At 66.8% G+C, this 20,512-nt stretch carries 18 protein-coding genes; 13 read left to right on the top strand and 5 right to left on the bottom strand.

The annotated features are described in order from the left end of the window. Window positions 1-66: 66 nt before the first annotated feature. From rpmG to trxB, 3 genes are all read right to left on the bottom strand, one after another. Window positions 67-237: a 50S ribosomal protein L33 gene (gene rpmG / locus HFL01S_RS15945; RefSeq protein WP_056269543.1), complete on the bottom strand. Its 171-nt coding sequence runs from the start codon at window positions 235-237 to the stop codon at window positions 67-69. An 11-nt stretch (window positions 238-248) separates the two neighbouring features. Continuing rightward, window positions 249-482, bottom strand: coding sequence for a 50S ribosomal protein L28 (gene rpmB, locus HFL01S_RS15950; protein ID WP_056269541.1), 234 nt, complete (start codon window positions 480-482; stop codon window positions 249-251). A 238-nt stretch (window positions 483-720) separates the two neighbouring features. Continuing rightward, window positions 721-1,668 carry a thioredoxin-disulfide reductase gene (gene trxB / locus HFL01S_RS15955; RefSeq protein WP_066260478.1) on the bottom strand — a complete coding sequence of 316 codons (948 nt, stop codon included), beginning with the start codon at window positions 1,666-1,668 and terminating at the stop codon, window positions 721-723. 151 nt (window positions 1,669-1,819) lie between these two features. Here trxB and HFL01S_RS15960 point away from each other — a divergent pair, with 151 nt between their 5' ends. The 10 genes from HFL01S_RS15960 to HFL01S_RS16005 all read left to right on the top strand — a co-directional run bounded on the left by HFL01S_RS15960 (window position 1,820) and on the right by HFL01S_RS16005 (window position 13,442). Continuing rightward, entirely contained in the window at window positions 1,820-2,494 is a 675-nt protein-coding gene (locus tag HFL01S_RS15960) for a Crp/Fnr family transcriptional regulator (RefSeq protein ID WP_066260605.1), read from the top strand. 113 nt (window positions 2,495-2,607) lie between these two features. Beyond that, entirely contained in the window at window positions 2,608-4,962 is a 2,355-nt protein-coding gene (locus tag HFL01S_RS15965) for a DNA translocase FtsK (RefSeq protein WP_066260479.1), read from the top strand. 45 nt (window positions 4,963-5,007) lie between these two features. Then, on the top strand, window positions 5,008-5,646 hold the full coding sequence (gene lolA, locus HFL01S_RS15970; RefSeq protein ID WP_066260480.1) for an outer membrane lipoprotein periplasmic chaperone LolA: 639 nt from the start codon (window positions 5,008-5,010) through the stop codon (window positions 5,644-5,646). Beyond that, window positions 5,579-6,949 (top strand): replication-associated recombination protein A, encoded by a 1,371-nt coding sequence (locus HFL01S_RS15975; protein WP_084383388.1) that lies wholly within the window; start codon window positions 5,579-5,581, stop codon window positions 6,947-6,949. The genes lolA and HFL01S_RS15975 overlap by 68 nt, the downstream gene beginning before the upstream one ends. A 271-nt stretch (window positions 6,950-7,220) precedes the next feature. Then, the gene (locus HFL01S_RS15980) at window positions 7,221-8,150 is read left to right on the top strand and encodes a branched-chain amino acid ABC transporter permease (protein WP_066260481.1); all 930 of its coding nucleotides are present in this window, start codon (window positions 7,221-7,223) and stop codon (window positions 8,148-8,150) included. A 16-nt stretch (window positions 8,151-8,166) separates the two neighbouring features. Next, on the top strand, window positions 8,167-9,264 hold the full coding sequence (locus HFL01S_RS15985; protein ID WP_066260483.1) for a branched-chain amino acid ABC transporter permease: 1,098 nt from the start codon (window positions 8,167-8,169) through the stop codon (window positions 9,262-9,264). A gap of 16 nt (window positions 9,265-9,280) precedes the next feature. Then, complete coding sequence (locus tag HFL01S_RS15990) at window positions 9,281-10,051, top strand: ABC transporter ATP-binding protein (protein WP_066260484.1); 771 nt, start codon at window positions 9,281-9,283, stop codon at window positions 10,049-10,051. A gap of 17 nt (window positions 10,052-10,068) precedes the next feature. Next, window positions 10,069-10,785, top strand: a complete 717-nt coding sequence (locus HFL01S_RS15995) for an ABC transporter ATP-binding protein (RefSeq protein ID WP_066260486.1) — start codon at window positions 10,069-10,071, stop codon at window positions 10,783-10,785. A gap of 70 nt (window positions 10,786-10,855) precedes the next feature. Beyond that, window positions 10,856-12,403, top strand: a complete 1,548-nt coding sequence (gene lysS, locus HFL01S_RS16000; protein WP_066260608.1) for a lysine--tRNA ligase — start codon at window positions 10,856-10,858, stop codon at window positions 12,401-12,403. A gap of 7 nt (window positions 12,404-12,410) precedes the next feature. Beyond that, window positions 12,411-13,442, top strand: coding sequence for a metallophosphoesterase (locus HFL01S_RS16005; RefSeq protein WP_066260487.1), 1,032 nt, complete (start codon window positions 12,411-12,413; stop codon window positions 13,440-13,442). Between the two features lie 10 nt (window positions 13,443-13,452). On the opposite strand, the gene rpoH is transcribed toward HFL01S_RS16005, so the two are convergent. Next, window positions 13,453-14,409, bottom strand: coding sequence for an RNA polymerase sigma factor RpoH (gene rpoH / locus HFL01S_RS16010; RefSeq protein ID WP_066260489.1), 957 nt, complete (start codon window positions 14,407-14,409; stop codon window positions 13,453-13,455). 156 nt (window positions 14,410-14,565) lie between these two features. Here rpoH and imuA point away from each other — a divergent pair, with 156 nt between their 5' ends. The 3 genes from imuA to HFL01S_RS16025 are packed head-to-tail and all read left to right on the top strand — an operon-like array spanning window position 14,566 to window position 19,738. Next, a complete protein-coding gene (gene imuA, locus HFL01S_RS16015) occupies window positions 14,566-15,354 on the top strand; it encodes a translesion DNA synthesis-associated protein ImuA (RefSeq protein ID WP_066260490.1) in 789 nt (262 codons plus the stop codon). Continuing rightward, window positions 15,299-16,606 (top strand): Y-family DNA polymerase, encoded by a 1,308-nt coding sequence (locus HFL01S_RS16020; protein WP_066260492.1) that lies wholly within the window; start codon window positions 15,299-15,301, stop codon window positions 16,604-16,606. Before imuA ends, HFL01S_RS16020 begins: the two co-directional genes overlap by 56 nt. Window positions 16,607-16,615: 9 nt before the next feature. Then, on the top strand, window positions 16,616-19,738 hold the full coding sequence (locus tag HFL01S_RS16025; protein WP_066260493.1) for an error-prone DNA polymerase: 3,123 nt from the start codon (window positions 16,616-16,618) through the stop codon (window positions 19,736-19,738). Here HFL01S_RS16025 and HFL01S_RS16030 read toward each other — a convergent pair. After that, a complete protein-coding gene (locus tag HFL01S_RS16030; protein WP_066260494.1) occupies window positions 19,689-20,408 on the bottom strand; it encodes a Crp/Fnr family transcriptional regulator in 720 nt (239 codons plus the stop codon). The genes HFL01S_RS16025 and HFL01S_RS16030 overlap by 50 nt on opposite strands. Between the last annotated feature and the right edge of the window lie 104 nt (window positions 20,409-20,512).

Consider the following 20,512-nt stretch of genomic DNA (forward strand, 5'->3'; position numbering starts at 1 on the left):
CAACAAAAAAAGCCGCTGTGAAAACAGCGGCTTTTTTGTTGGGTCGAACCCGGAATCAGGACTGAATCACTTCAGCTTGATTTCCTTGTAGTCGACGTGCTTGCGAGCCTTGGGATCAAATTTCTTGATCAGCATCTTCTCGGGCGTGGTTTTCTTGTTCTTGGTGGTGGTGTAGAAGTGGCCGGTTCCAGCGGTGGATTCCAGCTTGATCTTCTCGCGTGCGCCTTTGGTTGCCATGTCGTGACTCCTTAAGCCTGACCACGTGCGCGCAGGTCAGCGAGCACAGCGTCGATACCGTTCTTGTCGATCAGGCGCAGGGCAGCGCCCGACACGCGCAGACGAACCCAGCGGTTCTCGCTCTCGACCCAGAAACGGCGGTATTGCAGGTTCGGCAGGAACCGGCGCTTGGTTTTGTTGTTGGCGTGGGAAACGTTGTTCCCGACCATGGGCTTCTTGCCCGTGACGTCGCAGACGCGTGCCATGAGGACACTCCGATACTTATAAACAGCTGCCGCAGCGGGCCGACCGATCTGATGGTGTCAGAAACAGACGACTGGCGGTTGAGCCTCACCTCGCCAGGAAAGGGTGGCGGTAACCCGGGGAATTGCCTCAAACCAAGTCAAACAGGCTCGGTCCACTCAGCAAAGCCGCGCATTATAGCCCGGCCGCTGCATCGCAGTCGACCGCCAGTCGGGTTGCGGGTGGCTGCAGCCTGGTGCTTCAGGCCGGGTTCTGTTCCAGGAATCGCTGTGCGTCCAGGGCCGCCATGCACCCGGTGCCTGCACTGGTGATGGCCTGCCGGTAGACATGGTCCTGTACGTCACCCGCGGCGAACACCCCGGGGACGCTGGTCATTGTGGCCATGCCGTTGTTGCCCGACTGGGTGATGAGGTAGCCATCCTTCATGGCCAACTGGTCTTTGAAGATCCCGGTGTTCGGGCTGTGCCCGATGGCAATGAAGCACCCCTTGACGGTCACATCCTCGGTGGTTCCGTCCTGCACGTTTTTCAGACGCACCCCGGTCACTCCGCTGGCGTCGCCAAGCACCTCGTCGAGCACGCTGTGCAGCTTGAGCTCGATCTTGCCTTCCTTCACCTTGTCCATCAGCTTGTCGATCATGATGGCCTCGGCCCGGAAGCTGTCGCGCCGGTGCACCAGAGTGACCTTGCTGGCGATGTTGGACAGGTACAGCGCTTCTTCGACAGCGGTGTTGCCGCCGCCGACCACGGCCACCTCCTGGTCACGGTAGAAGAACCCGTCGCAGGTGGCGCAGGCACTCACCCCTTTGCCCATGAAGGTCTCTTCGGAGGGCAGGCCCAGGTAACGGGCCGATGCGCCGGTGGCGATGATCAGTGTGTCGCAGCTGTATTGGCCACTGTCACCCGTGAGGACGAACGGACGCTTGGACAGGTCCACGGCGTTGATGTGATCGAACACGATTTCGGTCTTGAAGCGCTCGGCATGCTCCAGAAAACGCTGCATCAGATCCGGTCCCTGCACCCCGTGCACGTCCGCGGGCCAGTTGTCGACCTCGGTGGTGGTCATGAGCTGACCACCTTGCGCGATGCCGGTGATCAGAACGGGGGCCAGGTTGGCGCGGGCAGCGTAGACCGCCGCGGTATATCCGGCGGGGCCAGATCCCAGAATAAGAACTTTCGTATGCTTCATTTTGGAGGCCCCATCGATCTTCGGGGCAAGTGGTTTAGAGTCGGCGGGTGTGCTCAAGGACGTGATGTCCGGTGGTCACAACGCAGCGCTGAGGATTGATCGGCATTGTATGAAACGCGCTTTGGGCGCATTCAACACAAAGGTTTTAGACATGGCCATCCTGTCCAATCTGGATCTGATCCGTCGGGTTCCTCTGTTCTCGACGCTCACGCAGGCCCAGGCCGAATCCGTCGCCGAAGCCGTGGTCAAGCGGCGCTACAAGCGCGGAGAGGTGATCGTCGAACAGGGCAAGAAGTCGAATTTCCTTGCCATCGTGCTCACGGGGCGCGCTCGGGTGGTCACCACCGATTCGAGGGGCCGGGAAGTGATCCTGGCGACCATGAACCCCGGGGACTATGTGGGCGAGATGAGCCTGATCGACAACCAGCCTCATTCGGCCACGGTGCGCGCCGAGGTGCAGACCGATGTGCTGATCCTGGGGCGGGTGGAGTTCGCACGCTGCCTGCCTGAGAACACGTCGATGGCCTATGCGGTCATGAAGGGCTTGGTGCTCAGGCTTCGGCACGCCGACCGCAAGATCGAATCCCTGGCTCTGATGGATGTGTACGGGCGCGTGGCCCGGGCGCTGCTCGAGTTTGCGGCACCGGACAAGGATGGTCGTCTGGTGATCCGCGAGCGGGTCTCGCGCCAGGATGTGGCCAAGATGATCGGTGCATCGCGTGAAATGGTCAGCCGGGTGATGAAGGATCTGGAGGACCGGGGCTTCATCGAGGTGGGTGAGGATGGCAGCACCATCATCAAGGACCGCCTGACTTCCCTGGGCTGATCCTTCACCCCCATTCGTTTCGTCGACTCACGACTGGTCACATTGCCGGTCTGCGGCTATGCAGACCAGGCAACCCTGTGCGGTAAGCTCGTTGCCGCAATCTGTCGAGGTTTATGACGTATTCCATCAACACGCTCAATGCCGACCGGGCGAATCCGCCTGCAAGTGGTGTCTCCCGGTTCGCCCATGAGCTGGCCCTGGTGCTGGGGGCCGCGCTGCTCGGGTTCTGGCTAATCGCCCTGATCAGCCACAGCCTGAGCGATCCTGCCTGGAGCACCACGGGCAAAGAGGGCGACGTCCACAACTGGGGCGGACAGCTGGGTGCCTGGCTGTCCGATGCCAGCTACTACCTGTTCGGCTTCTCTGTCTGGTGGCTGTTGCTCGCGGGATGGCGGGTCTGGCTGTCGGCTCTGGCCAGACGCTTGCGGGGGGTGGATGCGGAGCGGGCCGAATCGGTCGACACAGACGAGCCCACTTTCTGGCGCAACCCCGCCGTTCAGCGCACGCTCTATGGACTCGCGCTGGTGGCGCTGATGGTCGGCAGTGCATTGCTGGAATGGAGCCGTCTGTACCGGTTCGAAACCCTGCTCCCAGGGCACGGCGGTGGGGTGCTGGGCCACCTGCTGGGCCCCTGGGGCGTGCGCTGGCTGGGGTTCACCGGCTCGGCGCTGGCCGCGCTGGCCCTGATCGTCGTGAGTGCGCCCAGGGTGTTCCGGTTTTCGTGGGGCCACTGGGCCGAGCGCCTGGGTGCCCAGTTCGACGAGTGGTTCCAGTCCCGGCGGGAAAAGCGCGAAGCCGTGGAGGATCAGCGCATCGGCGAGCAGGCGGCGCGCGAACGCGAGGTGGTGGTCCAGGTGGAGCGCGACGTGATCGAGGAGCAGCATCCAACCCCGGTGGTGATCGAGCCGGCGCGGGTCGAAGTGCCAAAGAGCGAGCGCGTGGCCAAGGAGCGCCAGAAGCCTCTGTTCACCGAGATGCCCGACAGCAAGCTGCCGCAGGTGGACCTGCTGGACAGCGCGCCGTCCCATCAGCAGGGGGTGGATGCCCAGACGCTGGAGATGACCAGCCGCCTGATTGAAAAGAAGCTCAAGGACTTTGGCGTCGAAGTGCGGGTGGTGGCCGCGGCGCCGGGCCCAGTGATCACGCGCTACGAGATCGAGCCGGCCACGGGCGTCAAGGGCTCGCAGATCGTCAACCTCAGCCGCGACCTGGCTCGGTCCCTCTCGCTGGTCTCGATCCGTGTGATCGAGACGATCCCCGGCAAGAACCTGATGGCGCTGGAGCTGCCCAACGCCAAGCGCCAGACCATCAAGCTCAGCGAGATTCTGGGTTCGCAGGTCTACAACGACGCCAGGAGCCTGTTGACCATGGGCCTGGGCAAGGACATCGCGGGCCTGCCGGTGGTGGCCGATCTGGCCAAGATGCCGCACTGCCTGGTGGCCGGCACCACCGGTTCGGGCAAGTCGGTGGGCATCAACGCCATGATCCTGTCGCTGCTCTACAAGGCCGACGCCAAGGACGTGCGCCTGCTGCTGATCGACCCCAAGATGCTGGAGCTGAGCGTCTACGAGGGCATTCCTCACCTGTTGTGTCCGGTCGTGACCGACATGAAGCAGGCGGCCAATGGCCTGAACTGGTGCGTGGCCGAGATGGAGAAGCGCTACAAGCTCATGAGCAAGATGGGGGTGCGCAACCTGGCGGGCTTCAATGCCAAGATCGACGAGGCCAAGGCGCGTGGCGAACACATCGGCAACCCCTTCAGCCTCACGCCCGAGCAGCCCGAACCGCTGGAGCGTCTGCCGCACATCGTGGTGGTGATCGACGAACTGGCCGACCTGATGATGGTGGTGGGCAAGAAGATCGAGGAACTGATCGCCCGCCTGGCCCAGAAGGCGCGCGCCGCTGGCATCCACCTGATCCTGGCGACGCAGCGCCCCAGCGTGGACGTGATCACCGGTCTGATCAAGGCCAACATCCCGACCCGCATTTCCTTCCAGGTGAGCAGCAAGATCGACAGCCGCACCATCCTTGACCAGATGGGGGCCGAGAGCCTGCTGGGCATGGGTGACATGCTCTACATGCCCTCGGGCACCGGTTTCCCGATCCGGGTGCACGGCGCCTTCGTCAGCGACGACGAGGTGCACCGCGTGGCCTCGTACCTCAAGGAGCAGTACGGCGAACCCAACTACATCGACGGCGTGCTGGAGTCTGCGGCGGGTGATGGCGAGGGCGGCGACATGTTTGGGGAAGGTGGCGGCGACGGCGGCGAGAAGGACCCGCTGTACGACCAGGCGGTGGCCATCGTGCTGCAGGACCGAAAAGCCAGCATTTCCTACGTGCAGCGCAAGCTCAAGATCGGCTACAACCGCGCGGCCCGTCTGCTTGAAGACATGGAGAACGCCGGGCTGGTGAGTGCGCTCACTTCCAGCGGCCAGCGCGACATTTTGGTGGCGCCGCGCGGCGACTGATGCTCGCTCGGAAACCTTTGCGGGGCCTGCGGCTCCCATACGCTCATGAACCACAGAACCTTTTTTGCCATCGCACTGTCCCTGGCGGCTTCGTTGGCCCATGCCGACGGACTGCAGGATCTCGAAACCTTTCTGCGCGAGGTCAAGAGTGCGCAGGCCAACTTCACCCAGGTCGTGACCTCGCCCAAACGCGAGGGCGAAGCCACGGCACGCAGCAAGACGTCCAGCGGCCGGTTCGAATTCCAGCGCCCGGGGCGCTTCCGCTTCGAGTACACCAAACCGTTCGAGCAGACCATCGTGGCCGATGGCCAGACACTGTGGCTGTACGACGTTGACCTCAACCAGGTCACGGCGCGCAAGCAGCAGGATGTGCTGGGCAGCACGCCCGCCGCGCTGATCGCCTCGGGCACCGACCTCAAGGGCCTGTCCGAGGCGTTCGATCTCAAGGCCGGAGCGGCCCGAGATGGCATGGAATGGGTCGACGCCCAGCCCAAGGCGAAGGACGGGCAGCTGCAGAGTGTGAAGGTCGGATTCCGGCAGGGGCAGCTGGCGGTGCTGGAGATCGTCGACGGGCTCGGCCAGCGTTCTGTGCTGAGCTTTGCGCAATGGCAAGGCAATGTGGCGGTCAAACCCGAGCGCTTCCGCTTCCAGCCTCCGGCCGGCGCCGACGTCATCCGCCCCTGAGCTGAATCGCGTGGTCACTGCTGCCGCCCACCAACCGCTGGCCGAGCGCCTGCGCCCACGCACGTTGGGCGAGGTGATTGGCCAGCAGCACCTGCTGGGTGAGGGCATGGCGCTGCGCCTGGCCTTCGAGTCCGGTCAGCCGCACAGCTGCATCCTCTGGGGGCCGCCAGGGGTTGGCAAGACCACCATCGCGCGGCTCATGGCCGATGCCTTCGACGCCCAGTTCATCACCATCAGCGCGGTGCTGGGCGGCGTGAAGGACATCCGAGAGGCGGTGGAGCGTGCCGAGGCGGTCCGCGACGGCCTGCATGCCCAGCGCACTATCGTCTTCGTCGACGAGGTGCACCGTTTCAACAAGAGCCAGCAGGATGCCTTCCTGCCGCATGTCGAGAGTGGCCTGTTCACCTTCATCGGTGCCACCACCGAGAACCCTTCGTTCGAGGTCAATTCGGCCTTGCTCTCTCGTGCTGCGGTCTACGTGCTGCAACCGCTGGGTGAGGACGACCTGCGCCAACTGGTGGCACGTGCGCAGGGCATCGGTGTCATGCCGGCCATCGAGAAGGCGGCTGAAGACCGTCTCATCTCCTACGCCGACGGCGATGCGCGGCGCCTTCTCAACACGCTGGAAACCCTTGCGGTCGCCGCCCAGCGTGAAAAGCTGGAGCAGGTGACGGACGTGTGGCTGCTGCGCGTGCTGGGCGAGCGCATGCGCCGCTACGACAAGGGTGGTGAGCAGTTCTACGACACGATCAGCGCGCTGCACAAAAGCGTGCGCGGCTCTGATCCTGACGCGGCGCTGTACTGGTTCGTGCGCATGCTCGATGGTGGTGCAGACCCGCGCTACATGGCGCGACGATTGATCCGCATGGCGGCCGAGGACATCGGTCTGGCCGACCCGCGCGCCCTGCGCCTGGCGCTGGACGCGGCCGAGGTTTACGAGCGCCTGGGATCGCCAGAGGGCGAACTGGCGCTGGCCGAATGCGTGGTCTATCTGGCGGTGGCGCCCAAGTCCAACGCGGTCTACAAGGCCTTCAACGAGGCCAAGGCCTTTGTCAAGAAAGACGGCAGCCGCCCCGTGCCCATGCACCTGCGCAATGCGCCCACGAAGCTGATGAAGGAGCTCGACTACGGCAAGGGTTACCGCTATGCGCATGACGAGGTGGGTGGTTTTGCGGCCGGCGAGACCTATCTGCCCGACGGTATGGCGGGCATGCAGTTCTACCGGCCGGTCGACCGGGGGCTGGAAATCCGCATCGGCGATAAGTTGCGGGAGCTCAAGCGGCTCAACGATCAAAAAGACTAATGACGGGCCTGATGCGCTGATGCAGCGCATTCCAAACGCCAAAACCGAGGGAAAACCCGCGCGGAATCAGGGCTCGCCCGCATCGGGGCTGTGGTGACCCTTGGCTACAATCCGCCTCCAACCCGCCGTCTGCCCTGTTTCAAGGTCTGGCCTGGCGGGTTTTTTGCTAAGTTGAAGCGGGTCTGAACACGGGACCCCGCGCTGCACAACGGCGCGGGATCGGATTTCCCGGTCTGGTGTCCCGGCCTGTCAAAAACACGGAGAAAACTTCATGGACGTCTTGCTGCAGCAGATCATCAACGGTCTGGTCCTGGGCAGTATGTATGCGCTGGTGGCGCTGGGGTACACGATGGTGTACGGCATCATCGGCCTGATCAACTTCGCACACGGTGATGTGCTCATGGTCGGCGCCCTGACCAGCTGGACCATCATCGGCTGGATGAGCAATGCTTCGCCCGATCTGCCCGGCTGGCTGGTGCTGTTGCTGGCCACGCTGATCGCCATGGTGGTCTGCGGTGCGCTGAACTACACGATCGAAAAGCTGGCCTACCGGCCGCTGCGCAACTCGCCACGGCTGGCGCCGCTGATCACCGCGATCGGCATGTCGCTGCTGTTGCAGACCTTCGCGATGATCATCTGGGAACCCAACCCCAAGTCCTACCCGTCGATGCTCTCGCGCGAGCCGATCGAATTTGCGGGTGCCGTGATCTCGGTGACCCAGATCACCATCCTGGCGGTGACGGCCATCACCCTCGCTTTCCTGATGTGGCTGGTGAACAAGACCAACCTGGGCCGGGCCATGCGCGCCACCGCCGAAAACCCGCGGGTCGCCGCGCTGATGGGCATCAAGCCCGACGTGGTGATCTCCGCCACCTTCATCATCGGCGCCATGCTCGCTGCCATCGCCGGCATCATGTGGGCTTCCAACTACGGCACGGTGCAGCACGCGATGGGCTTCATGCCTGGCCTGAAGGCATTCGTGGCCGCGGTCATGGGCGGCATCGGGAACCTCGCTGGTGCTGTGGTCGGCGGTGTGGCGCTCGGCCTGATCGAGTCGCTGGGCGCCGGTTACCTGGGTCAGCTCACCGGCGGTGTGCTGGGCAGCCAGTACGTCGACATCTTCGCCTTCATCGTGCTGGCCCTTGTGCTCACGCTGCGCCCCTCGGGTCTGCTGGGTGAACGTGTGGCCGACCGCGCCTGACACCGGGAGAACCATCATGACGAAGACCAATCCTGGCAAACTCGCGGTCTGGGTCCTGGCCGCCATTGCGCTGATGGCGCTGCCGTTGCTGCTGCAGGCCACGGGCAGCAACTCCTGGGTCCGCATCGTGGACTTGGCCCTGCTGTACGTGCTGCTGGCTCTGGGCCTGAACATCGTGGTCGGTTACGCCGGCCTGCTGGATCTGGGCTACATCGCGTTCTTCGCGGTCGGAGCCTATCTGTACGGTCTGCTTGCCTCGCCGCACCTGATTGACACCTTTCCTGCTCTCAAGGCCATGTACCCCAACGGGTTGCACCTGAACGTCTGGCTGGTGATGCTGTTGGCGGCTGCGGTGGCGGGGGTGGTCGGCATGCTGCTGGGTGCGCCGACCCTCAAGCTGCGTGGCGACTACCTGGCGATCATCACGCTGGGCTTCGGCGAGATCATCCGGATCTTCATGCTCAACCTGGACCGCCCGGTGAACATCACCAATGGTCCCAAGGGCCTGGCGCAGATCGACGCGCTCACGGTATTTGGCATCAACATGGGGCAGCGGCAGACCATCACGCTGGGCGACTGGAGTTACACCTTCCAGCCGGTGACGATGTACTACTACCTGTTCCTGTTCTTCGTGATCCTGTCGGTCATCCTGTCCTACCGCCTGCAGGACTCCCGCGTCGGCCGCGCCTGGATGGCCATCCGCGAAGACGAGATCGCCGCCAAGGCCATGGGCCTGAACACCCGCAACCTCAAGCTGCTGGCCTTCGGCATGGGCGCCACCTTTGGCGGCATGTCGGGTGTGCTGTTCTCGTCCTTCCAGCGCTTCGTGTCGCCCGAATCCTTCTCGCTGATGGAGTCGGTGATGGTGGTGGCGATGGTGGTGGTGGGCGGTATCGGCCACATCCCGGGCGTGATCCTGGGGGCGCTGCTGCTGGCCGGTCTGCCCGAGGTGCTGCGCCACGTGGCCGGCCCGCTGACCGAACTGACCGGTGGCCGCCTCGGCCCTGAAATCCTGCGCCAGTTGCTGATCGCTCTGGCGATGGTGGTGGTGATGCTGTTGCGTCCGAAGGGACTCTGGCCCGCGCCCGAACACGGCAAGTCGTTGGCCAAGTGAGCGAGAGGACACGAACATGAGCGAAACCATTCTCAAAGTCGCCAACGTCTCCAAGCGCTTTGGCGGTCTGCAGGCCCTCAGCGATGTGGGCATCACCATCCAGCGTGGTCAGGTCTATGGCCTGATCGGCCCCAACGGCGCCGGCAAGACCACCTTCTTCAACGTGCTGACCGGCCTCTACACGCCCGACAGCGGCACCTTCGAGCTGGCCGGCAAGCCCTACACGCCGACGGCCGTTCACGAAGTGGCCAAGGCCGGCATTGCCCGCACCTTCCAGAACATCCGCCTGTTCGCCGAAATGACGGCGCTGGAGAACGTGATGGTCGGGCGCCACGTGCGCACCCACTCGGGCATCCTGGGTGCCGTGCTGCGCACCCCGGGCTTCAAGAAGGAAGAGGCGGAAATCACTGCCCGTGCGAAGGAACTGCTCGACTACGTGGGCATCGGCAAGCTGGCCGACTACAAGTCGCGCACCCTGAGCTACGGCGATCAGCGCCGGCTGGAGATTGCGCGCGCGCTGGCGACCGATCCGCAGCTGATCGCGCTGGACGAACCGGCCGCCGGCATGAACGCCACCGAAAAGGTGCAACTGCGTGAGCTGATCGACCGCATCCGCAACGACAACCGCACCATCCTGCTCATCGAGCACGACGTGAAGCTGGTGATGGGCCTGTGCGACCGCGTGACCGTGCTCGACTACGGCAAGCAGCTCTCGTCCGGCACGCCGGCCGAGGTGCAGAACGATCCCAAGGTGATCGAGGCCTATCTGGGCACTGGCGGCCACTGAAAGAGAGCGGGAACAACATGGCAAACACACTCCTCAAAGTCAGCGGCCTGAAGGTGGCGTACGGCGGCATCAAGGCCGTCAAGGGCGTCGACCTGGAAGTGCGCGAAGGCGAACTGATTTCCCTGATCGGCTCCAACGGCGCCGGCAAGACCACCACCATGAAGGCCATCACCGGCTCTCTGGGTTTCGAAGGTGGCAGCATCGAGTACCTGGGCCAGAGCATCAAGGGCCGTGGGGCCTGGGACCTGGTCAAGCAGGGCCTGGCGATGGTGCCGGAAGGCCGCGGCGTCTTCACCCGCATGACCATCACCGAAAACCTGCTGATGGGTGCCTACATCCGCACCGACAAGCCGGGTATCGCCAACGACATCGAGCGCATGTTCGGCATCTTCCCGCGCCTGAAAGAGCGCAAGGACCAGCTGGCCGGGACCATGTCGGGTGGCGAGCAGCAGATGCTGGCGATGGCGCGTGCGCTGATGAGTCAGCCCAAGGTGCTGCTGCTGGACGAGCCCTCGATGGGCCTGTCGCCGATCATGGTGGACAAGATCTTCGAGGTCGTGCGCGATGTCTCGGCCCAGGGCGTGACCATCGTGCTGGTGGAGCAGAACGCCCAGCGTGCGCTGCAGATCGCCGACCGCGGCTACGTGATGGACTCCGGCCTGATCACCATGACGGGGGCCGGCAAGGACCTGCTGGTGGACCCGAAAGTGCGCGAGGCCTACCTCGGTCACTGACCGTTTCGCGGAAAACTACAATGACGGGTTGCGCTTTTGTGGCGCAACCCGTTTTTATTTGTCCAACACCATGACCACCGAACACGCCCACGCCATCCCCGCCGCCGACGACAACCAGCTGATTGCGGAGCGGCGCGAGAAACTCAAAGGCCTGCGCGAGGCGCAGCAGCGCGGCGAGGGCGTGGCGTTTCCCAACGATTTCAAGCCACGCGACACGGCCGAGGCGCTGTTCGCCGTTCATGGCGAATCGAGCAAGGAAGCGCTGGAGGCGAACCCGGTGCGCGCCAGCGTGTCGGGCCGCATGATGCTCAAGCGCGTGATGGGCAAGGCCTGTTTCGCGACCATCCAGGATTCGTCCTTCGGCCCCAGCGGCGGCCGCATCCAGCTCTACCTGAACACCGACAGTGTGGGTGAAGAGAAGCTCGCCGCCTTCAAGCACTGGGACCTGGGCGACATCATCGCGGCCGAAGGTGTGCTGATGCGCACCCGCACCGGCGAGCTGTCCATCCACGCCGACCAGATCCGCCTGATCACCAAGAGCTTGCGCCCGCTGCCCGACAAGTTCCACGGCGTGGCCGACCAGGAAATCAAGTATCGCCAGCGCTATGTGGACCTGATGACCGACGAGGCCTCCCGCCGCCGTTTCGTCACCCGTAGCAAGGCCCTGTCCAGTATCCGTGACTACATGGTGAGCAACGGCTTCCTGGAGGTCGAAACGCCCATGCTGCACCCCATTCCCGGCGGTGCCAACGCCAAGCCGTTCAAGACCCACCACAACGCGCTGGACCAGGAGATGTTCCTGCGCATCGCGCCCGAGCTGTACTTGAAGCGCCTGCTGGTGGGTGGTTTCGAGCGCGTGTTCGAGATCAACCGCAACTTCCGCAACGAAGGCATCAGCGTCCGCCACAACCCCGAATTCACCATGATGGAGTTCTACGCGGCGTACTGGAACTACCAGGACCTGATGGACTTCAATGAACAGCTGATCCGCCACGTGGTCAAGCAGGTGCACGGCGACACGCCGCTGACCTACAACGGCCAGCCGGTGGACGTGTTCTCGCCCTTCGAGCGCCTGACCATCCGCGAGGCCATCCTCAAGTACACCGACGCCGGTGCCGGCGTGGACGATCCGGCCTGGCTGATCCCGGCGCTCAAGAAGCTGGGCATGAGCGAAGAGAAGCACCAGCTCTCGACCCGTTCGCTGGCCAGCCTGCAGGTGCTGTACTTCGAGGAGACGGTGGAAGAGAAGCTCTGGAACCCGACCTTCATCATGGAGCACCCGACCGAGATCTCGCCGCTGGCCCGCGCCAACGACGACCGGCCGGAAGTGACCGAGCGCTTCGAGCTCTACATCACCGGCCGCGAATTCGGCAATGCCTTCTCCGAGCTGAACGACGCCGAAGATCAGGCCGCGCGCTTCCACGCCCAGGTCGCGGCCAAGGACGGTGGCGATGAGGAGGCGATGTACTACGACGCCGACTTCATCCGCGCGCTGGAATACGGCATGCCCCCCGCCGGTGGCTGCGGCATCGGCATCGACCGCCTGATGATGCTGCTCACCGACTCGCCCAGCATCCGCGACGTGATCCTGTTCCCGGCACTGCGCCGCGAGCACTGACACCACCGTGAGCGACCTGCAGCGCCTGGACCGCCGCGTCTGGTGGCTGTTCGGCGGGGCGCTGCTGCTGTCGCTGGCCATCACGACCTGGGACCACTGGGGGCGCTGGCACACGCCGCGCCTGGAAGTGCGCAACTTCGTCATGCTCTGGCTCTACTGGGCGCCGCGCCTGGCGGGGCTGCCGTTGCTGGCGGGCCTGTGGCTGCGCTGGCGCATCGAGCGCGGCGCGCGGCGCTGGCGCCACCCGGTCTACGCGCTGCTGGTGCTGGTGGGTCTGTGGTCGTCGTGGGTGGAGCCGCACTGGCTCCGCGTGCGCCACACCACCCTCTCGGGCATTCCGGCCGAGGCGCAGCCACTCAAGCTGGCGCTGGTTGCCGACATCCACTGGGGCCTGTTCTTCCGCGACCGGCAGCTGGACGATCTGGTGAACCGCCTCAACGCCATGGACGTCGATGCGGTGATCGTCGCGGGCGACTGGACGCACGAACCGACGCAGGACCTGCGTGCGGGCTTTGCACCGCTTGCGCGCCTGCGCCACCCGGTCTGGGGCGTGCTGGGCAACCACGACGTGCAGGCGCCTGGGCCGGACCTCACCATTCCACTGCGTGAGGCGCTGACGCAGCACGGCGTGCGTCTGATCGAAGGTCAGGCCGTACCCTTGAAGGGATGGGAGCTGGTGGGGCTGGACGATCAGTGGGGTGGTCGGCCACAACCGCAGATTGAACGCCTCTGGCCTCGCGGCCTCAGCAACGACTCATCGCGGCGGCTGGTGGTGGTGCACCAGCCCGACACCGTGGCGCTGCTGCCGAAGGGCGCGGCGTTCCTCTCCATGGCCGGGCACACCCATGGCGGTCAGATCTGGATTCCCGGCTTCTCGCCCTGGTTCCTGCGCAAGACCAACTCGCAGCAGCCCTGGATCAATGGCCTCTACGACACGCCATTCGGGCGTTTGCTGGTGACACCCGGTGTGGGCACCATCGGCCTGCCGGCGCGGCTGGCGGTGCGGCCGACCATCGACCGCATCGATCTGGTGCGCTGAGCCCGCAGGCTCAGGCGAATTCGGCCAGTGCCTTGCGCATCTTTTTCATGGCCGCGACCTCGATCTGGCGGATACGCTCGGCGCTCACGCCGTACTCGGCCGCCAGCTCGTGCAGCGTCATGCCACCCGAACCGTCGTCGTTCACCTTGAGCCAGCGCTCGGTCACGATGCGGCGCGAGCGGTCGTCGAGCTCGCCCATGGCCTGCGCGATGCCTTCGGTGGCCAGCACGTCGCGCTGGGCCGATTCGATCATCGCGGTGGGCTCGTGGTTGGCGCCGGCCAGCCAGGCGATCGGGCCGTAGGTCTCTTCGCCGTCGTCGGCCGGCGAGGGGTCGAGCACCACGTCGCCGCCGGACAGGCGGGTTTCCATCTCGCGCACCTCCTCGGGCTTGACCTTGAGATCGCGCGCGACCACGTCGATCTCGCTGTCGGACAAGGCCTCGCGGTGGGTGTCGCCTTCGGCGGCCTCGGCGCGGAAGCCCTGCTTCATCGAGCGCAGGTTGAAGAACAGCTTGCGCTGGGCCTTGGTCGTGGCGACCTTGACCATGCGCCAGTTCTTCAGGATGTATTCGTGGATCTCGGCCTTGATCCAGTGGATCGCGTAGCTGACCAGACGCACGCCCTGGTCGGGGTCGAAGCGCTTGACAGCCTTCATCAGGCCCACGTTGCCTTCCTGGATCAGGTCGCCGTGCGGCAGGCCGTAGCCCAGGTACTGGCGGGCGATGGACACCACCAGGCGCAGGTGCGACATCACCAGCTGGCCGGCGGCTTCCAGATCGTTGTGGTCGCGCAGGCGGCGGGCGGCCGACTGCTCTTCTTCGAGCGTCAGCAGCGGCATGCGGTTGACGGCGGAGATGTACGCGTCCAGATTGCCCAGTGGCGGCAGCGTCAGCGAACGGTTCCACGGGCTGGCGACGGCCAGTGTGGTGGTCGGCAGGGCGGCGGGGGCGAGCAGGGTGGTGGACATGTGAAGAACCTCCTCAGGTGGTCTTACAGAAATGTTAGCACTCTCTATGAGTGAGTGCTAATTGAATGGTTCCATGACCGTGATATCCGGGGGTGGACAATCGGTTCGTTTTCTTTTACTGTACATAAAAACAGTATTTGAGCCCTTGCTGCCACCATGTCCGCCCCGTCCATCAGCCCGTCCGGCGATCTGCCGGCCATCCTGTCCGCCCTCGTCTGGCGCGGCGATGCGCTGGGCCGGCCGGTCACGGCCAGCTGCGCCAGCGGATTCGAGGCGCTGGACGCGGCCTTGCCGGGCGGTGGCTGGCCCGGCTTCGGGCTGACCGAACTGTTGTCGAGCCCGGCGGGTGCCCTGGAGTTCCGCCTGCTGGGGTCGGCGCTGGGCCGGGTCTGTGCCGCCGGGCGGGAGGTGGCGTTGGTCGGGCCGCCGCAGTCACCGCATTTGCCGGGCCTGATGCCGCACGGCATCACCGCCCGGCAGCTGGTCTGGGTGCAGGCCGGCACCCCGGCCGAACGTCTCTGGGCCATCGAACAGCTGGTCAAGGCCGGCAGCTGCGGGGCGGTGCTGGCCTGGCTGCCCCATGCACGGCCGGCACAGCTGCGGCGTCTGCAGGTGCTCGCCAGCGACCACGAAGGCCCGGTGTGGCTGTGCCGGCCGGCCGCCGCGGCGCGCGAATCGTCGGCGGCGCCCCTGCGCCTGCTGGTGCGTCCGGGTGCCGGCTGGGCCCTGTCGGTTGACGTGATCAAGCGCAAGGGGCCGCCGCTGGCGCACACGCTGCAGCTGCCGGCGCTGCCGGCCGGGCTGTCGGCGGTGCTGCCGCCCCGGCTGCTGGACCTGGACCTGGGCCATGGAGCCGCCGACCGTTTCCCCGATCCTCGCGAGGCTGACCATGCTGTGGTCCGCACTCCGACTGCCGAACACCGACGACCCGCCGTCTCCCACTGACGCGGCGCTGCAGGCGCTGGCGGTCTGGGCGCTGCAGTTCACGCCCCGTGTCGCCATCGCCGAAGAGGCCGTGTTGCTGGAGGTGGCGGCGAGCCTGCGCCTGTTCGGCGGGCGGGCGGCGCTGCGCGAACGGCTCTGGGGTGGGGCGCAGGAACTGGGGGCAGTGGCCCTGGCCTGGGCGCCCAACGCCCTGGCCGCGCTGGCGCTGGCGCGCGCGGGGGTGGAGGACGGGGTGTCGCCGCCGCTGGCGCATGCGCTGGACGCGCTGCCGATGGCGACCCTGAGCGCCGTGCGGCCGCACCTGCTGACCCTGGCGCGCATCGGCTGCCGCACGCTGGGCGATCTGCGGCGGCTGCCGCGCGCGGGCCTGGCGCGGCGGTTTGACGCGGCGCTGCTGGCGGCGCTGGACCAGGCCTACGGCCGCGCCCCCGAGACGCATGTCTGGGTCACGCTGCCGCCGGTGTTCGATGCGCGGCTGGAGCTGCCGCACCGGGTGGACGACGCGCAGGCCCTGGTCTTCGGCGCGCGCCGCCTGCTGCTGCAGCTCTCGGCCTGGCTGTCGGCTCGGCACAGCGGCGTGACGGCGTTCACCCTGCACTGGGCGCACGACGCGATGCGCTCGCGCGGGGTGGGCGAGGGCGGGCAGCTGACCGTGCGCACGGCCGAGCCCACGCGCGAGGCCGGGCACCTCGCGCGGCTGCTGGCCGAGCACCTCTCGCACGCGACACTGGCCGCGCCGGTGGGTGATCTGCGGTTGACGGCCGAGGGCGTGGTGCCGCTGGCGCCGCAGAGCGCATCGTGGCTGCCCGACGACGCCCGTGGCCGGGAGCCGCTGGCCCAGGTGCTTGAGCGGCTGGCAGCGCGGCTGGGCGAGGACCGGGTGGTCCGGCCGCTGCTGTGCGAAGACCACCGGCCCGAGGCGATGGGCCGTTGGCAGCCGGCCGCGCAGGCACTGCCGCGCGAGGCCTGGCCGGGGGCGCCCGCCGGGCCGCAGCCTTCCCTGCTGCTGGACCGGCCGCTGAAGCTGCTGGTGCGCCAGCACCGACCGCTCTACCAGGGCGAGCTGCAGCTGCTGCTTGGTCCCCAGCGCGTGGAGGGCGGCTGGTGGGACCGCGACGAGGCCGCAGGCCACACCCGCCACGCGGTGCGCGACTACTGGGTCGCCCGGTCGCCGCTGGCGGGGGTGCTGTGGGTGTTCCAGACGCGGCTGGCGCAAGAGCCGGCCTGGTTTCTTCACGGCTTTTTTGCTTGAAGACCAGCCATGTCCTTGCCCGACTACGCCGAGCTGCTGTGCTGCTCCAACTTCAGCTTCCTGCGCGGCGCCAGCCACGCCGAGGAACTGGTGCTGCGCGCCCAGGCCATGGGCTACACCGCACTGGCCGTCACCGACGAGTGCTCCATGGCCGGCATCGCGCGGGCGCACGTGGCCGCGAAAAAGCACGGCCTGCCGCTCATCGTGGGCAGCCAGTTCCGCGTGCAGGCCGACGGTGGCCCCAGCGGTGACTTCACCCTGCTGCTGCTGGCCACGAATCTCAACGGTTATGGCAACCTCTGCGAGCTCATCACGCGGCTGCGGCGCTCGGCCGACAAGGGCACGTACCGCCTGCGGCTCGGCGATGTGAACCCCGAGACCCTGGCCGACTGTCTGGCCATCACCGTGCCGCCGCGCGGCGCCACACAAGAGCAGTGCAACGCCACCGCGCAATGGTTGCTCGGCGCCTTCCTGGGGCGTTGCTGGCTGGGCGTGACGCAACTCGGCCGGCTGGATGACGCCATCCATCTGCACCGCCTGCGCGAGGCCGGCGCGCTCACGGCCGTGCCGCTGGTGGCGGTGGGCGACGTGCACATGCACGTGCGCTCGCGCAAGCCGCTGCAGGACGTGCTGACCGCCATCCGCATCGGCCGGCCACTCACGGCCTGCGGCTTTGCGCTCGCGTCCAACGCCGAACAGCACCTGCGCACCCGCGTGCGGCTGGCACAGAGCTTTCCGCCCGATCTGCTGGCCGAAACCCTGCACATTGCCGGCCGCTGCACGAAGTGGTCGCTGGACGAGCTGCGCTACCAGTACCCGGCCGAGGTGGTGCCCGAAGGCCGCACGCCGGCGCAGCACCTGCGCGACCTGACCGAAGCCGGCGCCGCCGCGCACTGGCCGGCGGGTGTGCCGGGCAAAGTGCGCGACCAGATCGAACACGAGCTCGCCCTCATCACCGAACTGGGCTACGAGCACTACTTCCTCACCGTGCACGACATCGTGGCCTTCGCGCGCTCGCAGGGCATCCTCTGCCAGGGCCGCGGCTCGGCCGCCAACAGCGCGGTCTGTTACTGCCTGGGCGTGACGGCAGTGGACCCGGCGCGGTCCTCACTGCTGTTCGAGCGCTTCCTCTCGAAGGAGCGCAACGAGCCGCCCGACATCGACGTGGACTTCGAACACGAGCGGCGCGAAGAGGTGATCCAGTACCTCTACCGCAAGTACGGGCGCGACCGCGCTGCGCTCACCGCCACCGTCATCAGCTACCGCCCGCGCAGCACCGTGCGCGACGTGGGCAAGGCCCTGGGCTTTGACGAGGCCCTGCTGGAGCGGCTGGCGCGCGACCACCGCTGGTGGGACGAAGACGGTCTGGCCGATGAGCGCCTGCGCGAGGCCGGGCTGGACCCGGACAGCCTGGCGGCGCGCCAGTTCGTCACCCTGGTCCAGCAGCTGCTGGGCTTCCCGCGCCACCTCTCGCAACACACCGGCGGCTTCGTGCTCACCAGCGGGCCGCTGACGCGGCTGGTGCCAATCGAGAACGCGTCCATGCCCGACCGCACGGTGATCCAGTGGGACAAGGACGACCTGGACGCCATGGGCCTGCTCAAGGTTGACGTGCTGGCCCTGGGCATGCTCACGGCCATCCGCAAGTCGCTGGACTTCATCGGCCAGCGGCGCGGCCGGCCCATGCCCATCCACACCATTCCCGACAAGGACGAAGCCACCTTCGACATGATCTGCGCCGCCGACACCGTGGGCGTGTTCCAGATCGAGAGCCGCGCGCAGATGGCCATGCTGCCGCGCCTGCGGCCGCGCACCTTTTACGACCTGGTGGTCGAGGTCGCGCTGGTGCGGCCCGGCCCCATCCAGGGCGGCGCGGTGCATCCGTACCTGCGGCGGCGCCAGGGCAAAGAGAAGGTCGATTACCCCAAGGGCCTGGAGGCCGCGCTGGAGCGCACGCTGGGCGTGCCGGTGTTCCAGGAACAGTGCATGCAGATCGCCATGATCGCGGCCGACTTTACGCCCGGCGAGGCCGACGGCCTGCGCCGCGCCATGGGCGCGTGGCGGCGCACCGGCGGCCTGGGCGCCTACGAACACCGGCTGATCGACGGCATGACGCGCAACGGCTACCCGCTCGAATTTGCGCAGCGCGTGGTCGAACAGGTCAAGGGCTTTTCCAGCTACGGCTTTCCCGAAAGCCACGCGGTCAGCTTCGCGCTGCTGGTCTACGACAGCTGCTGGATCAAGCGCCACCACCCGGCCGAGTTCCTGGCCGCCATGCTCAACAGCCAGCCGCTGGGCTTCTACACCCCCAGCCAGCTGGTGCAGGACGCGCAACGCCACGGCGTGGTGGTGCGGCCGGTGGACGTGACCCACAGCGACTGGGATTGCACGCTCGAAGACATGCCCGCGCCCGACACGCCGGGCCAACCGGTGGTGCGGCTGGGGCTGCGGCTGGTGAGTGGCCTGTCGCAGGCGGAGGCCGAGCGCATCAGCGTATCCCGTCAGGAGCGACCGTTCAACTCCACCGAGGACATGGCCCTGCGCGCGCAACTCGATCGCCAGACCCTGCAGCAGCTGGCCGCCGCCGACGCGCTGCAGAGCCTGGCCGGTCACCGCCGCCAGCAGGTCTGGGACGCGTCCGCACTGCAGGCCGCGCCCGCCATCCTGCGCCGCGCGCCGGTCAACGAAGCCACGCTGCAACTGACCGAAGCGCCCGAAGGCGAGGCCATCGTCTGGGACTACACGAGCACTGGCCTGACCCTGCGCCGCCACCCGCTGGCCCTGCTGCGGGAGCGACTCCAAAAGCGCCGCTTCATGACCGCCGAACAACTGAAAGCCGCGCCCGACGGCCGCCTGGTGCGCGCCTGCGGCATCGTCACCTGCCGCCAGCAGCCGGGCACTTCGCAAGGCGTGGTCTTCGTGACGCTGGAAGACGAAACTGGCACCGTGCAGGTCATCGTCTGGCGCGCGCTGCGCGAGCGCCAGCGCGCTGAACTGACCGGCTCACGCCTGCTGGCCGTGCACGGCGTCTGGCAGCGCGAAGGCGCCGTCTGCAACTTGATCGCCGGCCGGCTGGAAAACCTCAACCCGCTGCTGGGCCGGCTGGCGCCGGAGAGCCGGGATTTTCATTAGGGGCCAGCAGCTCGATCTCCCCATAGTGCAGTCGCAGCCGCCCGCCGGCTTCCAGTGCCTTGAGGGCCTTGTTGATGCTCTGGCGGCTCACGCCCAGCATCTGGGCCAGCAGCTCCTGGGCCAGCCGGATGCGGCGCCGCGGTGCGTCGCGGCTGCCGTAGCCATGGGCCACCAGCTGCAGCCGGCGCCACACGCGTTCTTCCAGCGGCAGCTGGGCCAGCTCTTCCACCGCGATGAACAGCACGCGCAGCTTGCGGCAGGCCAGCCGGGCCAGTTCGCGCCACATCGCCGGGTGGGCGTCGAGCCAGGCCAGCAGCGCATCGCGCGGCACCACCAGCACCTGGGTGGGGCCGTCGGCCACCGCGTCGTGGGTGCGGGGGCGGCCGTCGATGAGCGAGATCTCGCCGAACCACTGGTAGGGCTCCAGATAGGCGAGCAGGGCGCTGTGGCCCTCGGCGTCGAGGGCGCCGATGCGCAGCGCGCCCGCCACCACGGCACACAGGCCGTCGGCCTCGCCGCCGCGCGCGAACAGCGACTCACCGGGTACCAGGTGGCGCATGCGGGCCTGGCGCAGCAGTTCGGCCTGCAGCGCCGGGTCGCAGGCGCTGAACCATTCGTCGCTGGCCAGTGCGGTGTGCAGGCCTGGCGGGGCCGGGGTGGACGGGGGCATGGCGGCTAGGGGTTTGCCCGCGTTGCGGCGCAGTGCCGGCGGGGTTTGTCGAAATTTTGACAGACGCTTGGCCGCGCCGCCGCCATCCTTGCCGCTTTCCCGGC

The organism is Hydrogenophaga flava NBRC 102514 (assembly GCF_001571145.1).
Lineage (GTDB): Bacteria > Pseudomonadota > Gammaproteobacteria > Burkholderiales > Burkholderiaceae_C > Hydrogenophaga > Hydrogenophaga flava.

Excerpts from the sequence above, each read along its gene's own strand:
- rpmG (WP_056269543.1), bottom strand. The coding sequence starts at position 237 with ATGGCAACCAAAGGCGCACGCGAGAAGATCAAGCTGGAATCCACCGCT.
- rpmB (WP_056269541.1), bottom strand. The coding sequence starts at position 482 with ATGGCACGCGTCTGCGACGTCACGGGCAAGAAGCCCATGGTCGGGAAC.
- trxB (WP_066260478.1), bottom strand. The coding sequence starts at position 1,668 with ATGAAGCATACGAAAGTTCTTATTCTGGGATCTGGCCCCGCCGGATAT.
- HFL01S_RS15960 (WP_066260605.1), top strand. The coding sequence starts at position 1,820 with ATGGCCATCCTGTCCAATCTGGATCTGATCCGTCGGGTTCCTCTGTTC.
- HFL01S_RS15965 (WP_066260479.1), top strand. The coding sequence starts at position 2,608 with ATGACGTATTCCATCAACACGCTCAATGCCGACCGGGCGAATCCGCCT.
- lolA (WP_066260480.1), top strand. The coding sequence starts at position 5,008 with ATGAACCACAGAACCTTTTTTGCCATCGCACTGTCCCTGGCGGCTTCG.
- HFL01S_RS15975 (WP_084383388.1), top strand. The coding sequence starts at position 5,579 with ATGTGGCGGTCAAACCCGAGCGCTTCCGCTTCCAGCCTCCGGCCGGCG.
- HFL01S_RS15980 (WP_066260481.1), top strand. The coding sequence starts at position 7,221 with ATGGACGTCTTGCTGCAGCAGATCATCAACGGTCTGGTCCTGGGCAGT.
- HFL01S_RS15985 (WP_066260483.1), top strand. The coding sequence starts at position 8,167 with ATGACGAAGACCAATCCTGGCAAACTCGCGGTCTGGGTCCTGGCCGCC.
- HFL01S_RS15990 (WP_066260484.1), top strand. The coding sequence starts at position 9,281 with ATGAGCGAAACCATTCTCAAAGTCGCCAACGTCTCCAAGCGCTTTGGC.
- HFL01S_RS15995 (WP_066260486.1), top strand. The coding sequence starts at position 10,069 with ATGGCAAACACACTCCTCAAAGTCAGCGGCCTGAAGGTGGCGTACGGC.
- lysS (WP_066260608.1), top strand. The coding sequence starts at position 10,856 with ATGACCACCGAACACGCCCACGCCATCCCCGCCGCCGACGACAACCAG.
- rpoH (WP_066260489.1), bottom strand. The coding sequence starts at position 14,409 with ATGTCCACCACCCTGCTCGCCCCCGCCGCCCTGCCGACCACCACACTG.
- imuA (WP_066260490.1), top strand. The coding sequence starts at position 14,566 with ATGTCCGCCCCGTCCATCAGCCCGTCCGGCGATCTGCCGGCCATCCTG.
- HFL01S_RS16020 (WP_066260492.1), top strand. The coding sequence starts at position 15,299 with ATGCTGTGGTCCGCACTCCGACTGCCGAACACCGACGACCCGCCGTCT.
- HFL01S_RS16025 (WP_066260493.1), top strand. The coding sequence starts at position 16,616 with ATGTCCTTGCCCGACTACGCCGAGCTGCTGTGCTGCTCCAACTTCAGC.
- HFL01S_RS16030 (WP_066260494.1), bottom strand. The coding sequence starts at position 20,408 with ATGCCCCCGTCCACCCCGGCCCCGCCAGGCCTGCACACCGCACTGGCC.